Source organism: Bradyrhizobium sp. USDA 4353, from assembly GCF_054063215.1.
This window is the reverse complement of record NZ_JBSSGB010000001.1, coordinates 2,979,351-2,994,534: the sequence shown is the minus strand read 5'-3', so window position 1 is coordinate 2,994,534 and position 15,184 is coordinate 2,979,351. Positions and strand designations below refer to the sequence as shown.

The 15,184-nt window shown below is 65.5% G+C and carries 11 protein-coding genes; 4 read left to right on the top strand and 7 right to left on the bottom strand.

Annotated elements, in window-relative coordinates; all coding sequences use genetic code 11:
* Positions 1 to 7: 7 nt before the first annotated feature.
* The 3 genes from ACVILH_RS13245 to ACVILH_RS13235 all read right to left on the bottom strand — a co-directional run bounded on the left by ACVILH_RS13245 (position 8) and on the right by ACVILH_RS13235 (position 6,571).
* Positions 8 to 3,364, bottom strand: coding sequence for a PAS domain-containing protein (locus tag ACVILH_RS13245; RefSeq protein WP_456713280.1), 3,357 nt, complete (start codon positions 3,362 to 3,364; stop codon positions 8 to 10).
* Positions 3,365 to 3,638: 274 nt separating this feature from the next.
* Entirely contained in the window at positions 3,639 to 5,336 is a 1,698-nt protein-coding gene (locus tag ACVILH_RS13240; protein WP_456713279.1) for a methyl-accepting chemotaxis protein, read from the bottom strand.
* 329 nt (positions 5,337 to 5,665) lie between these two features.
* Positions 5,666 to 6,571 (bottom strand): ribonuclease Z, encoded by a 906-nt coding sequence (locus ACVILH_RS13235; protein ID WP_456716968.1) that lies wholly within the window; start codon positions 6,569 to 6,571, stop codon positions 5,666 to 5,668.
* 334 nt (positions 6,572 to 6,905) lie between these two features.
* Here ACVILH_RS13235 and dinB point away from each other — a divergent pair, with 334 nt between their 5' ends.
* Positions 6,906 to 8,012 (top strand): DNA polymerase IV, encoded by a 1,107-nt coding sequence (gene dinB / locus ACVILH_RS13230; RefSeq protein ID WP_456713278.1) that lies wholly within the window; start codon positions 6,906 to 6,908, stop codon positions 8,010 to 8,012.
* Positions 8,013 to 8,286: 274 nt separating this feature from the next.
* A complete protein-coding gene (locus ACVILH_RS13225) occupies positions 8,287 to 8,484 on the top strand; it encodes a hypothetical protein (RefSeq protein ID WP_456713277.1) in 198 nt (65 codons plus the stop codon).
* Between the two features lie 96 nt (positions 8,485 to 8,580).
* Here ACVILH_RS13225 and ACVILH_RS13220 read toward each other — a convergent pair whose 3' ends face one another.
* Both ACVILH_RS13220 and ACVILH_RS13215 read right to left on the bottom strand, forming a co-directional pair.
* Positions 8,581 to 9,096, bottom strand: a complete 516-nt coding sequence (locus ACVILH_RS13220; protein ID WP_456713276.1) for a hypothetical protein — start codon at positions 9,094 to 9,096, stop codon at positions 8,581 to 8,583.
* 135 nt (positions 9,097 to 9,231) lie between these two features.
* The gene (locus tag ACVILH_RS13215) at positions 9,232 to 10,779 is read right to left on the bottom strand and encodes an acetolactate synthase large subunit (RefSeq protein WP_456713275.1); all 1,548 of its coding nucleotides are present in this window, start codon (positions 10,777 to 10,779) and stop codon (positions 9,232 to 9,234) included.
* A 279-nt stretch (positions 10,780 to 11,058) separates the two neighbouring features.
* On the opposite strand from ACVILH_RS13215, the gene ACVILH_RS13210 reads away from it, so the two are divergent.
* A complete protein-coding gene (locus tag ACVILH_RS13210) occupies positions 11,059 to 11,628 on the top strand; it encodes a L,D-transpeptidase (protein WP_456713274.1) in 570 nt (189 codons plus the stop codon).
* 128 nt (positions 11,629 to 11,756) lie between these two features.
* Positions 11,757 to 12,500: a DUF2927 domain-containing protein gene (locus ACVILH_RS13205; protein ID WP_456716967.1), complete on the top strand. Its 744-nt coding sequence runs from the start codon at positions 11,757 to 11,759 to the stop codon at positions 12,498 to 12,500.
* Positions 12,501 to 12,838: 338 nt separating this feature from the next.
* Here ACVILH_RS13205 and ACVILH_RS13200 read toward each other — a convergent pair whose 3' ends face one another.
* Together ACVILH_RS13200 and ACVILH_RS13195 are read right to left on the bottom strand one after the other, a co-directional pair.
* The gene (locus ACVILH_RS13200; RefSeq protein ID WP_456713273.1) at positions 12,839 to 13,972 is read right to left on the bottom strand and encodes a M48 family metallopeptidase; all 1,134 of its coding nucleotides are present in this window, start codon (positions 13,970 to 13,972) and stop codon (positions 12,839 to 12,841) included.
* Complete coding sequence (locus ACVILH_RS13195) at positions 13,947 to 15,077, bottom strand: DUF898 family protein (RefSeq protein WP_456713272.1); 1,131 nt, start codon at positions 15,075 to 15,077, stop codon at positions 13,947 to 13,949. Before ACVILH_RS13195 ends, ACVILH_RS13200 begins: the two co-directional genes overlap by 26 nt.
* Between the last annotated feature and the right edge of the window lie 107 nt (positions 15,078 to 15,184).

Genomic DNA, 15,184 nt, shown 5'->3' with positions numbered 1-15,184 from the left:
GCCTGTCTTACCGATGTTTCGCCCCGAGCGCTTCGGCCAGCACAGCCTGGAGCTCGTCCACCCTGAACGGCTTGCGCAGGACGGCGGCATCCACCGCCGCGCGCTCGATCGCACCGGTATCGGCATAGCCGCTCGCGAATACGATGGGCAGATCAGGCCGGCGCTGACGCGCCGCCTTGGCGACCTGGGCTCCGCTCATGCCCGGCATCGCGAAGTCGACCATCAGCAGGTCCGGCACGCGGTGGTCGATCATCGCCAGTCCCTGATGCCCATCCTCAGCTTCCAGGACCAGGTAACCGAGCTCTTCCAGCGAGGCGATCAGCACACCTCTCAGGTCGGGATCATCATCGACGATGAGGATCGTCGCGGCAGTTCTTGGCCGGCTGACAATGCCCTGCTCCACGGCTGCGTCGGTCACGTCGGGCGCAGCCGTCCGGCGCAGATAGATTCGAACCGTGGTCCCGCGACCGACCTGACTGTCGATGCGCACCGTGCCGCCCGCCTGTCGCGCGATGCCGTAGACCTGGCTCAAGCCGAGGCCCGTCCCCTTGCCGACGCCCTTGGTCGTGAAGAACGGATCGAAGGCGCGCGCCACGACCTCGGGCGGCATGCCGGAGCCCGTATCCGTGACGGCGATTTCGACGTAGTCGCCCGTTTCCAGATCCACGTCGCCGTCGATGCGCACAGGCCGCGTCGAGATCGTGAGGTCGCCACCGTCCGGCATTGCATCGCGCGCGTTGATCGCAAGATTCAGAATCGCCATTTCGAGCTGCGTCGGATCCGAGAGCACGGCGCCGTCGCCCTGCAGATCCACCTCGAGATGGACGATGGGGCCAAGCGTCCGGTCCAGCAGATTACGCATGCCCTCGACGAGGGACGACACCGCGACCGGCTTGATTTCCAACCGCTGCGCCCTGGAGAAGGCCAGCAGCTGGTGCGTCAGCTTGGCGCCCCGCTCGGCCGCCTGCAGCCCGGCTTCGGCATAGCGGCGCACCCGCTCGATGTCGTTCGGCCGTCTTCTGATGAGATCGAACGAGCCGACGACGGCGCCGAGCAGATTGTTGAAATCGTGCGCGATGCCGCCGGTCAGTTGCCCGACCGCCTCCATCTTCTGCGCCTGGGCGAGCGCCGCTTCGGCTTCCTTCAGCCGGCTCTGCTCGAGCAGGCGTTCGGTCACGTCGGTGACGAACTGATAGGCTCCGTGCGGCTGACCTTGCGCGTCGCGCAGCGTGCGGAAGCGCATCTCGTAGTAACGGCGGGCGAGCAAGGGATCGCCGAACGCGTTGATCTCCACAAACTCCTCGCCCGCGAGCGCCCGACCCCAGACCTCCTGCACGGCCGCCCGATGCTCGGGGCGTTGATCCAGCATCGCGAGCATGTTGTCGCCCGCCCGCGGCGGCCGCACGCCGAAGATCCGCGCGAACTCGGCAGAGGACGCCTTGTTGATCGCCAACCAGTTGAAGTCGCGGTCGACGACCTGCACGAAGATGTCGGTGCCGTCGACCACATCGGCGAGCAGCTTGCGCTCCGCCAGCACCTCGGCAACCCGTCGCTCCAGCGTCTGGTTGAGTTCGCGAAGCCGCGCCTCGCTTGCGGCCAAGGCGGCCTCGCTCGCCTTGCGGACGCTGATATCCATGACCGTGCCGAGCACGCGCAGGCAGCGGCCCTCGTCGTCGAACACGCCTCGGCCCTTGGCTGCGACCCAGCGGATGACGCTGTCCTCCTTGCCGACCGTTCGGTATTCGACATCGTAGACCGCGCGACGTGCTGGATCGGCGGCGGCCGCGTAGGCCTCGCTGACGGCGCGCCGATCGTCAGGATGCAGGCCCTCGTAGAAATCCTGCATCGTGACCGGCACATCCGCCGAGATGCCGAACATCGCCTTCACGATCGCGGGCCAATGCAGCCGCTGGTTGACCTCGTCGACGTCCCAGAAGCCGACCTCGGCATTCTCGGTCGCAAGGCGCAGGCGCTCCTCGCTGGCGCGGAGTTTCTCCTCGGCGCGCTTGCGCTCGGTGATGTCGACCACCGTGGCGCCGACCTGGACGACCGCGTCCCCCTCGAAGACGGGAAAGAAGCCGGTCAGCCAGGAGCGCGGCTCGCCTGGGCTCGCAGGCGTTTCGCCGTCGATCTCCAGACCGTCGATGGGCCGGCCCGTGGCGAACACCTGATCGAGCACCGGACCGACCAGCCTCGCATTGACCGGCAGCAGCTCCTCGATGGTCCGGCCGAGATGGGTGTCGGCCGCGATGCCATTGATGTGCGCCAGCACGTCGTTGATCCGCGTGTAGCGGTGCGCGCGATCGAAGAAAGCGAACCCGATCGGGGCATTCGTGATCAGAGCATTCAGCGTCGACGCCGTGGCCGCCTGCTCCGACTGGGCGCGGGCCGCCGCCGCCTCGGCTCGCGCGCGCTCGACCGCCTCCCAGGTGCGGGACGCCACATCCTCGATCAGGCCGATCTCGTCATCCCGCCACACATGCGGCTCCTGGAAATTGACGAACATCGACGCCGTGAAGCGGCCGTTCCGCACGAGAGGGACAGAGACGAAGGCGCGCGTCTCGATCGCGGCCCACGTCGCGTGCACCTGGGCCGGGTCGGCCAGGACATCGTCACACACCTCGATGCGGCCGCCGCGCTGCCGCGCGTTGCTCTCCGGCCCGAAGGCGTCCAGCCGGTACGTTCCCGAGAGCGGCGCAACGCCATTGGCGTAGCAGGCCAGGATGGCGACCTCGTCGCCCTGGATCTCGCTGTAGCCGGCACGGTTGGCACCGAGATAGGTCCCGAGCGCCTCCACGGCGACATCCATCACCCGCCCTGGTTCGGACAGCTCTCGCAGCCGCTCCTTGAGATCGAGCCGAAACGCCTGCAGGCGCTCGCTCCGCACGCGCTCCGTCGTCTCAACCACGATGGCCAGGACACCGCCGGGACGGCCATCGTCGCCGGGGACCGGCGAGTAGTCCAGGTTCATGAAGACCTGCTCGGGCCGTCCATTCCTGTAGAGCGTCAGCTCCTGGTCCTTGTAGGACAGCGTGCCGCCGGCGAGCCCCACTCTCATGACATTGTCGTTGAAGTCGGCGACCTCCGGCCAGCCTTCGCGCACCTTCGATCCCAATAGCCTCGGGTGCCGTCCGCCGGCAAATCCGGAATAGGCGTCATTGTAGAGCATGATGCCGTCCTCGCCCCACAGCATGACGATGGGGACGGTCGATCGGAGCATCAGCTCGGTCGCGATTTTCAGGCTTGCCGTCCAATGATCCAGAGGGCCGAGCGATGTCGCCGACCAGTCGTAGAATGCGATCAGGCGCCCGGTCTCGCCGCCCATGGCCGTCAGGCGGTCAAGGAAGCTCGAAGTCTCACGCACTGCCCCACCCAGTCAGCAAAGGTTCTAACCGCCGCAAACGGCTCACGGCCGCCTTGGAGGCACGGTAGTCGGCCAGGCCGCGCGAGTCTCTATCCCAAAGCAAAATTCTCGATCGCAGATCGCTTCTGTCGAGAGCTCCTGACAACGTGAACTTAAGACATTATTGTGCCGGAAGTTCCCTGACAAAGGGAACCAAAATCAATGGACCGCAGTCCTGCCGGCGACGTTCAGCTTTCATGGAGTCGTCGGCATCCCTATCCCAGCCCGACCTCGGCTATGCAGCCCGCACCGTCGAGAGGAAGCGCCCGATCTCGAGTTTGAGCCGCTCACTGTCGCGTGACAGAGATTTTGCTGCCGACAGCACCTGGCTCGAGGCCGATCCCGTTTCGGATGCGCCGCGCTGGACCTGAACCACATTTGTGGACACTTGGTGCGTTCCGGCCGCAGCCTGCTGGACGTTGCGGGAAATCTCTTGCGTTGCTGCGCCCTGCTCTTCCACGGCAGCCGCAATTGTCGAAGCGATCTCGGACAGCTTTTCGATTGTCGATGAGATGGCCCTGATTGCATCGACCGACTCGTTGGTTGCGGCCTGGATGCTGCCGATCTGCTGGCCTATTTCTCCCGTGGCCTTCGCTGTCTGCTCGGCCAGCGCTTTGACCTCGGTCGCAACCACCGCGAAGCCACGTCCTGCTTCGCCGGCCCGCGCCGCTTCGATCGTCGCGTTCAACGCCAACAGGTTGGTCTGCCCGGCAATCGTATTGATCAGTTCGACAACGTCACCGATGCGGCCAGCCGCCTTGGACAACTCCGCGACCTGATCGTTGGTTTTCCGCGCTTGTCCAACAGCCTCGGTTGCCATACGCGCCGATTCCTGCACTTGCCGACTGATTTCCGTCACCGAGGATGTGAGCTCCTCGGTTGCGGACGCCACGGACTGGACGTTGGTCGAGGCTTCTTCTGATGCCGCAGCAACCGCTGTTGACATCTGCTCGGACCGTTCCGCCGTCGTGCTCAAGCTGTTTGCCGACGCCTCAAGCTCTGTCGAAGCAGACGAGACGGTGTCGACGATCTCACCGACCGCCTCCTCAAAGCGATTGGCAAGCTCGAGCATGTCGCGACGACGCTGCTCGGCAGCCGCGCGCGCCGTATCCTCCTGCGCCTGCTTCAATTTCGCCACTTCAAGGCCGTTGGTTTTGAAGACCTCGACGGTCTTTGCCATATCGCCGATCTCGTCGCTCCGCGACGTTTCCGGCACATCGGCCGTCAGATCGTTCCTGGCGAGCCGCTCCATGGCGAGCTTGAGGCGAGCGATCGGACCTGACATTGACTTCAGGCCGATGAACAGCGCCACGACGACCCCCAGCGCGAGTCCAACGGCACCGACCAGCAGCACGTTGCGATTTGCCGTTTCCGCCTCAGCTGCAAGACTCTTTCTCTGCTTGCTGACTCGGTCGACCGAAGCCGTCAGAAACTGTTGTACGTCGTTGAGCAACCGTTCGAGCGACGGCTCGCATTCGTTGTGCACACGGGTTGCGATCTTGTTGTTTTCTTCGACTGTGGTCGACTTCGCACCGGCTTGCAGGACCGGATCGCAGACCGCGAAAGCCGAAGCGAATCTCGCGCCGAGTTCGCGGATTTCAGCCGCCTTGCTCGGGTTCTCCTTGGCGGCATCTTCAACGAGTCGCGCAATCCCGTCTCGCGCCTCAGTCGCGTCCGTCACCCGCTTTGCATTGCCGCTCTGGGTGGTCTCGGTCAGCACTGCATAGAGAGCCGCATGATATGTCTCGGCGGACCTCTGGGTCCTCAACAGGTTCACATTGGCTCTTTGGAGAGCGATCAGATCGGTAAAGTCGTCGACCGTGGTATTCAGCTGAACGGTGCTATATGCCACGCAACCGACGATCACAGCGCCCAAAACGCTCACGATCAGCGCCAGCTTCCAGACGATCTTCAGATTATCTAAAAGTCTCATGTCAATTTCCACAAGGCAAGGTTGCCGTCGGTTAACCCGATAGGTCCAAATCAATAACATAAGATAACTACAGGGACGCCGGTCCCACCCGTGGTAGTACGGTTGTCCTTTGGCTCGTGGCCAGGCGGAAACAATCAACTCCGCAAATATGCGGACATGGCCTCTTAAGCTCGATGAGTCTCGGCCTGAAATACGGCATCGTGGCTCGCTTCGATCGAACATGTTTCGTCACGCGATGCGCACCGTTGTTGCCTGATCGGATTGCTCATCAAGAGATGTGGCGCCGCATATGATTCACGGGCGTTGCATGGTCCCCGGCAGAGGTCCCGTTACACGCTCAGCCGGTCGAAGTCTGAGGCGATATGGGTGGCGGGAAAGATCGCCCTCGCCTCGTCGAGGATCTCCTCGTCCGTGTAGCGGCCGGAGATGTGGTTGAGGACGAGCTGGCCGACATTGCTGGACGCTGCAAGGGTGGCGGCCTCCGTGGCCGTCAGGTGACCGTAGTCGCGCGCGGTCGCGGCGTCGCGCTGGAGAAAGGTCGCCTCGATCACCAGCAGATCCGCGTCGCGGACATGCTCCTGCAGATCCTCGGTGGTCTCCGTATCGCCGACGATCACGAGCTTCTTCCCTCCGCTGGCAGGCCCGAGGACATCTTCGGGGTCGACGGTGCGGCCATCCTCAAGCGTGACGGCTTTCCCTTCCGCCAGCGTCTTTCGCAACGGCCCATCCGGCACCGCGAGCGCGGCAAGACGCCCCGGCAACAGATGACGGCGCGCTGGGCTGACGAATGCGAAGCCGAAGCTGTCGGTGCCGCGATGCCGGACCGGGAAGCAGCTGATTGCGAACGCGCCGGCGTCGAGGACCTGCCCGGGCGTGAGCGGTACGAGCTCAAGCGGGATCGGCGCGCGGCCCTCGCCCCACAGCCCTGCGAGCATGCGGATGACGACATCGAGCGTGCCCGGGCTGCCGTGCACGCTCATGACATCATCGCTCCTGCGCAGCCGCAGGGTCGAGAACAGTCCGGGAATGCCGAGGATGTGGTCGAGATGGCCGTGGGTCAGCAGGATGCGGTCGAGCCGCCGAAGGCCCGCCCCGCTCGCCAGCAACTGGCGCTGAATGCCCTCGCCGCAATCGACCAGGATCCGGTGCCCGCCGGCCTGGATCAGAAGCCCCGGATGGTTGCGGTCCTGCGACGGAACGCTCGCGGAGGTTCCGAGGAAGATCAGCTCGAACATCGGCACCCTGTCGCTCCGGCCGGCCGCAGGCGCATCAGCGGTTCTGCTCCCGGCACCGGCGCCGGCTGTCTCATCAACTCGAAGCTCCTCTTCTCCACCTCGCCACCTCACCGCGCCGCCGCCACACCTGACCAGCCTGCCTCAAACCGCTCCCTGGGGGTATGGGTCCCGGCTCAAGGCCGGGACGACGGCGGAGCTTGGAGCGGCCATGACGGCACTTCCGGACAAACGCTCCGGTCAAACCGATGTTCGTCCCGATAGCCTGTTCGAAAGGCCGGAGCCCCGGCCGGTCCTGCTGACAGACTTTGGCGCGGGGGTCTGATACATCTCGGCCATGCCAAGCTCCGGTCCGGACCCGGATGCCGCGCCGACGGTCATCCGCAAGATCATCCACATCGACATGGATGCATTCTATGCGTCCGTCGAGCAGCGGGACAATGCCGAGCTGCGCGGCAGGCCGGTGGCCGTCGGCGGCTCGCGCGAGCGCGGCGTGGTGGCGGCCGCGAGCTATGAGGCGCGCAGATTCGGCGTGCGCTCGGCGATGCCGTCGGTGACCGCCAAGCGCCTGTGCCCGGACCTGATCTTCGTCAAGCCGCGCTTCGAGGTCTACAAGGCAATCAGCCAGCAGATCCGCGCGATCTTCGCCGAGCACACGCCGATCATCGAGCCGCTGTCGCTCGACGAGGCCTATCTCGACGTCACCGACAATCTGCAGGGCATCCCGCTGGCGCGCGACATCGCGTTGCAAATCCGCGCCAGGATCAAGGCCGAGACCGACCTCAATGCCTCGGCCGGCATCTCCTACAACAAGTTTCTCGCCAAGCTCGCCTCCGACCACCGCAAGCCGAACGGCCAGTATGTGATCTCGCCGGAGATGGGCGCGGCCTTCGTGGAGAGCCTGCCAGTCGGCAAGTTTCACGGCATCGGCCCGGCGACCGCCGCCAGGTTCAATGCGCTCGGCATTCACACCGGTCTCGACATCCGCCGTCAGACCCTGCCCTTCCTGCAGCAGCATTTCGGCAAGGCCGGCAACTATTACTACTGGATCTCGCGCGGGATCGATCATCGCCCGGTCCGCGCCAATCGCATCCGCAAATCCGTCGGCGCGGAAAACACGTTTGCGATGGATCTGACCGAGTTCGCGCCGATGGCGGCCGAGCTGCAGCCGCTGATCGACAAGGTCTGGCGCCACTGCGAAGCGACCGGCAACAGGGGCCGCACCGTCACGCTGAAGGTCAAGTTCGCCGATTTCGACATCATCACGCGCAGCAGGTCGGTCGCCGTGGCGGTCTCAAGTCGCGCCGAGCTGGAGCGCCTGTCCCTGGCGCTGCTTCAGGCCGAGATGCCGCTGCCCAAGCCGGTGCGGCTCCTCGGCGTGTCGCTGTCGTCGCTGCACGAGGCCGATGCCGGTGTCGAGACGCAACTCGCGATGCCGATCTGAGCGATGGGCTGCGACAAGATTGCTCGCAGCGCCAGCTTGATCCCCGACTTCTCGGCTGAACGGCGCCACCCGGCCATTTTGACCTCGCTCATCCGCGCATGACCTCCCTGCGTCCGGCACATTCGTCACAGAATGCGCCAGACCTTCCCGCGGGGACGGCGCAAGGCGGCTTTTGGAAGGCGGAACTCTCACATTTTCCTGATTCCTGCGTCAGAACGCCGCGGAGCAAATTCGCCTAAGGTCCTGGCGTTTCCAACCCACGGAGGTTTTCCGCATGCGTAAACTGATCATCGCCACCGCCGCCCTCGCGTTCGTCTCGTCGGCCGCCCTCGCACAGTCGACCGAGAAGCCGATGACCACCGGCCAGTCGGCGAAGAGCGGCGACGCCATGAGCGGAGGTGACGACATGAAGATGAGCAAGACGAAGAAGAAGTCGGCGAAGAAGACCTCCGGCGACGCCATGTCGAAGTGAGCGACGGCGCGGGCCTGTTCGAAGGCCTGCCGCTTCGTCACGGGATTGGGCCGCTCCTTCGGGGGCGGCCTTTTTCACTTGGAGGGCCGCGGCGTTTCAGCCGGGCGCCAGACCCATCTGCTGCAACCGCCCTGCGAACCAGGCCGACAGCGCCGGATCGATCCGCGCCCCGACGTAGACCTCCGGTGTGATCACGCTGCGGCGGTCGAGAATGACCAGCACGCCGATCCAATAGGCAAACCACAGATGCGGATCGGTCAGCGCCATCAGCTTGTGGCGGTCATGCGCGAGCGGCTGATGATTGCTGGCCTTGCGGACCTCGATCGCCAGCAGGTTCTCGGGCACGGCGCGCTTGTGCACGACGATATCCGGATAGACCGATTTCCCCAGCTCGTCGTCGGTCGACACAATCGAGCCGCGCGGCAGCAGCATGGTGCGGTCGTCGAGCCGGTTGTAGTCGCAATCGACGTCCCAGCCGAGGAAGTTGCGCTCCAGATGCACGGACAGCCGGTGCGTCAGGGCGCGCTCACCGAGATCACGGTCGAGGACGAAGCGCTCGCGCGCATAAAACTCCTGCAGCGCGGAGATCAGCCGGTTCAATTCGCTGTGCATGCCGCCCAAACAAAACAGACGATGGAGACGACACCATCAACACGCGATCGCGCTGAGTCGCCAACCCAAAAAGCGGCGCTGACGCTGCCACCAACCGGCGGCCGATTTGCGGCCGCCAGTTGCGGGTGAGACGGCTTACATCTGCACTTCGATCAGGCGCGGGCCATATTCGGCATTGGCTTCGGCCAGCGCGGCGTTGAACTCGTCCGCCGTGGTGACCGCGCGGCCGGGAACGCCCATGCCCTTGGCCATGGCGACGAAGTCGAGCGTCGGGCGGTCGATCTTGAGCATGTCCTGGGCGCGCTGGCCGGGCTCGCCGGCGCCGACACCGTCGAACTCGCCGCGCAGGATCTGGTAGATCCTGTTGGCGAACACCACGGTGACAACGTTGAGGTTCTCGCGCGCCTGAGTCCACAGCGACTGGATCGTGTACATCGCGCTGCCGTCACCGACGAGGCACATCACCTTGCGATCCGGACAGGCCACCGCGGCACCGGTCGCGACGGGGGTCGAGAAGCCGATCGAGCCGCCCATGTTCTGCAGCCAGTCATGCGGCTTGGCGGCGGCCGTCGGCGGGAAGAAGCCGCGGCCGGTGGTGATGGATTCGTCGACCACGATCGCATTCTCGGGGATCGCGTAGGCGATCGCTTGCGCGATGGTGGTGTGGTTGAGCGCGCCGGTCGGCTTGATCAGCTCGGCAAGCGCCTGCGGCTTCGCATCCGTTGCCTTGGCGCCGAGATGGCCGGCCAGCGCCTCGAGCGCGGCGGCCGAGTTCTCGCCCCAGGCGGTCATGCGGTGCACCTCGGTGCCCTCCGCCTTCAGCATGCTCGGCTTGTTCGGATAGGCGAAGAAGGCGACGGGGTCGTTGGCCTCGACCAGCACGATGTGCTTGTAGTTCTTCAGGATCGGCAGCGCCTGCTCGATCACGTAAGGGATACGGTCGATCGAGAAGCGGCCGGCGCCGCGCGCCATGCGCGGGTGATAGGTCTGGCCCATCACGCGGCAGCCGGTCTTGCCGGCGATCTGCTGGGCGAAGGTCAGCGCCTGCTCGGTCAGCGCGCCCGCGGTCATCAGCACCAGCGTCTCCGGGCCGTGGGCGTGCAGGATCTTGGCCGCCTTCTCCACCGCGTCATCAGAATAGCTCGGGCGCTGCGCGTCGGTGGGAACCTGGGCGATGCCGTCGGCCTCGTTCCAGGCGGTGTCGGCGGGCAGGATCAAGGTGGCGATCTGCGGCGGCGCGCTCTTCGCGGCGGCGATCGCAGCCGCACCGTCGGCGGCCACCGCCTTGGCGCTGGGCGAGGTCCGCACCCAGTCCGACATCGGCCGGGCCAGGCCCTCAATGTCGGAGGTCAGCGGCGCGTTGAAGCCGATATGGTAGGTGGCGTGCTGGCCGACGATGTTGACGATGCCCGAGCGCGCCTTCTTGGCGTTGTGCAGATTGGCGAGGCCATTGGCGAGGCCGGGGCCGAGATGGAGCAGCGTCGAGGCCGGCGTGCCCTTCATGCGGAAATAACCGTCGGCGGCGCCGGTCACCACGCCCTCGAACAGGCCGAGCACGCAGCGCATGCCCTCGACCCGGTCGAGCGCGGCGACGAAATGCATCTCGGAGGTGCCCGGATTGGTAAAGCAGACGTCAACGCCCCCCGCGACCAGGGTCCGCACCAGGCTTTCCGCACCGTTCATCATTTGCTCCCGTTAAATCCGCGCCGTGTCCAAAAGCTAAAGGCAGATCAATCATTGTTCGCCGGCCCCGTCAAAGGGCCCGGCCGCATTGCTGCCATCACGCCGATGGTCATACGCGGACATTGCTAACAGGGTATTGGGCTCCGACCGCGCGCGGGCGTCGTGGGATTTGGGTCACGGATCGCCGCCACATGGCCGCCTCACGGCGCCGTGGGTTGCGAAGTGCAACCGTTTATGGCCTGTCTGCGAACGGAATTTGCTATTTGCCAGGGGATGGAAATGAAGCGCTTTGCTTTGGGAATTGCTGCGGTCGCGTCAGTGGTCGGCGCCGGGACGGCGCGGGCGGAAATGTTCGACACCAGGGACATCTTCGGCGGCGGGCCGAACTTCTATCAGAGCAGCGTCAGCCCGATCCCGCGCGAGACCGTGATGTTCCAGAGCCAGTACGCGCCGGGCACGATCGTGGTGAACACGTCGGAGCGACGGCTCTATCTGGTGCTGCAGAACGGCCAGGCGCTGCGCTACGGCATAGGCGTCGGGCGCGACGGGTTCCGCTGGAGCGGCGTGCATCGCATCACCGCCAAGAAGGAATGGCCGGCCTGGACCCCGCCGGCGCAGATGCTCCGCCGCCGCCCCGATTTGCCGCGCCACATGGCCGGCGGCATCGAGAACCCGCTCGGCGCCCGCGCGATGTATCTCGGCTCGACCTTGTACCGCATCCACGGCTCCAACGAGCCGGAGACGATCGGCCAGGCGGTGTCGTCGGGCTGCTTCCGCATGACCAATGACGACGTCGCCGATCTCTATGATCGCGTCTCGGTCGGCACCACCGTGGTCGTGAAGAACTGAGAGCCTGATTGATCGGAATGATGTCGGAAGGCCAGAGCGCCCGTCCCCGCCAGGAGCATCGCCGCTCCTGGCGCCCCGTGCCGAGGACCGCGCTTGCGCTGACCGCGGCGCTAGCCTCGCTCGTGACCATGACGATCCCGTTGCCGGCTGCGACTGCCGAGATCCCGGCCATCGCAGCGCGCCAGCGCGCCGAGAAGAAGAGCTTCACCGACGCCGAGATCATCGACGGCTTCTTCAAGACCGCGTTCGGCGCCGAGTATCACCTCGCCGGACGGGTCGACCGGATCCGGAAATACAGCACGCCGGTGCGCGTCTTCGCCGACGGCCGCCGCGCCGACCGCAAGGCACAGCTCGCCAAGGTCGTGAGCGACATCGGCGCCCGCATCCGCAATCTCGACATCGCGATGACCGACAGCGACGACGACGCCAATGTGCGGGTCAAGCTGGTGCGCGACCGCGACCTCTACCACACCATCAGCCAGTCCTATGGCAGCGAGCGCGCCCGCGAAATCAAGACCTCGCTCGACCCGCAATGCCTGTCCGGCTTCCGCAAGAACGAAGCGTTCGAGATCGAGCATTCCGACGTCATCCTGACCGTCGACAACGGCGACTTCGTCTTCCTCGATTGCGCCTATGAGGAGCTGTTGCAATCGCTCGGGCCGATCAACGACACCTCCAGCGTGCCCTGGACGATGTTCAACGACAACGTCTCGATGGGCTATTTCGACGTCTACGACCAGTACATCCTCAATCTGCTCTACGACCCCCGCGTCAAGCCCGGCATGACGCTCGCCGAGGTCAAGGCCGTGCTGCCGGACGTGCTGACGGATGTGCGGGCGTGGGTGAGAAAGACGAATAATCTGGCGGAGTAGTTGGCGGCACTGCCAATCAAACTGATTCCCTTTCCGACACCAGTTTGCGCCACACCGATCCCGCACGATCGGTCTGCACCTCTCCCCGCCCTTCTGCGGGGAGAGGTCGGATTGCGCAGCAATCCGGGTGAGGGGCATGGCACGCGCTAGGCCGCGCGCATGGTCCATCGGAGTCGCCAATCATGCACGCAGCCCCGCCGCAGGGCTGACTTCCGGGCCGACAACGGATGGTGCCCGTGTGGCTGCCCCTCACCCCGACCCTCTCCCCGTAAGAACGGGGAGAGGGAGCGCACCGTCCGTCGCCGCAACAGCTCGTATACGTCCTCGTACGGATCGTGCTATTTGCAAATCCCCTTCAGCGCCTTCCATTCCTCCGCGCTCAGCAGCGGCGGGCCGCTGGCGGGGCGGTCGGCGGCGCGCATGCGGGCGAGGCGGTCCTCGGTGAGCGGATGGCTCGCCCATAGCGTGGGCTGCTTGCCCGCCTCCTTGCCGGTGATGCGGAACAGCAGCTCGCCCATCGGCCGGGTCGGCCGGCCGAGCTTGTGCATCACCTCGATCGCGAAGCTGTCGGCCGCCTGCTCCGCCTCGCGCGAATAGGACGCGTTGATCATCGAGCGGGAGGCGAAGATCGCGGCGCCCGCGCCGGTGATGTCGCCGAACAGCAATCCGATCAGGAACGAGCTCGAGCCGTTGTGGATCAGCTGCCGCAGATTGTCGCGATGCTTGAGATGGCCGAGCTCATGCGCCAGCACGCCCGCGACCTCATCGGGATCATTCGCCTTGTCGAGCAGCCCGCGAAACAGGAAGAAGCGCCCGCCCGGCAGCGCGAAGGCGTTGGGGATCGGCGTATCCAGCACCTCCGATCCGATGCCGTCGTCGAGATCCGCCGGCCGGCGCAGCGCCGTGACCAGCTTGGCGAAGGCCGCCTGACCGGCCGCCGCGCTGCATTCCTTGTCGCCGAACAGCGAATGGATCTGCACCACCGCCGCCTCGCCGAGATGCTTCTCCATCGCCGGCGGAACCAGCGGCGTCAGCCGCTCGGCGGCAAACGGGATCACCACCAGCACGACGGCGATGATCGAAGCCGCGGCCGCCAGCGACCAGCCGACGATCCGCGCAATGCCGCTGCGCGTCAGCCGGTGCTGGTCGATATCGGCGCAGCGCGCGATCAGCTCGGCCGACAGCGCCGCGTCGCGAATTTCCAGCCGCGCCAGCGGCGAGGCCGACAGGCAGCTGACCCGCAGCGTGCCGCTCGGGCCATCGACACGGCGGATATCCTCATAGGGCCACGACACGAAGTTGTCGGCGCTACGCATCACCAGTTGATTGGCAAAGCCGATCATGACGTTCTGGCGCCGGTTCGACAGCCCGTCGAAATAGACGGCGGGACCGCCGGGCGGAGCAGCCGGCGCCGCTTCCACCTCGCGCGGCGCCTCGAGTTGAGGATCAGAATCCGGCGACGTCGAGTCCATCGGCAAACCCCTCGCCGAGCGCGCTGGCCAGGTCGCCCTTGGCGGCGACGTCGGCCATGGCCTCGATGCCGTGCACCTGGACCGAGGCCAGCACCGTCGCCCAGACGTCGCGCACCAGATAGAGCCGCATCACGACGTTGGCCGCCAGAATGATGACGATGTAGCCGAGCCCGAGCGGCACCAGCAGACCCATATGGTTGGCGACGGCCTGTATCTCCTGCGCACCCGTGCCGCCGCCCAACAGGGTCGCGACCAGCGCGAATGCCCCAACCACGTACAGGATGAAGACCACGAGCAGCAGCAGCATCCAGCCGATGATCTTCCAGTACAGCGCATAGAACGCGCTGTTCGGCAGCGTCGACTCCAGGCGGACGCCGCCGAAGCGAATGCCCGACACCCACCAGCGCCACTCGACCGCCTTGAGCTGGGCATAGACGAACGGATACAGCGGAAACAGCATCATTGCGAATGGCGCGATCAGCCACAGATACCAGACCTGCTTGAACAGGTCCCAGCCGCGGCCCTCGAAGTCGCCCTGCAGATTGCCGTAATGCGAGTGCCGCATCTTGTAGCGCTCGAGCGCTGCGGTCCGCCACGGCCAGGCGATGCCGAGCGTGACGATGGCGAGCAGCGTCCACAGCATCGCGCGACCGGCATAGGCCCAGCCGGAGCCGTCCATCCAGAACCGGATGCCGCGCCACACCGTGCGCGTCAGCCGATAGCGCCGCGCGCGATAGATCGCGAACTGGCCGAACGCGTAGAACGAGATCAGCAGCGGCACGCTGGCGAACGCCTTGAAGCGCTCGGCCTCGACGGTGATCAGGAAATAGGCAAGATAGATCGGGACCAGGATCGCCATCGCGAACAGGAAGCCGATCAGGAGCTCCTTGCCGCGCCCGGTATATTCGGCGGCATCGCCATCGACCGAGGTGTTGACCCACAGATGGCGGCGGATGTCGGTCGCCAGCCAGAACCTGTAGAAGCCGAGCGTGATCAATTCGATGGCCGCGCCACGGCTGACCAGCCGGAAGAACTCGCTGCGGGCTCCGGAAAAGGTCGCTGGCAAAGACGGCAGCGGCGGAGGCTGCTGCGGAACATAACTCATCTGGTTCACGGCTTACGCCCCCGAACTACGCAAAAACATACAAATTGACCCGGTTATTCGTCGCCGGGACGACTCCAAGGTTCGACTCCGTTTGTACGCAAGTCGGC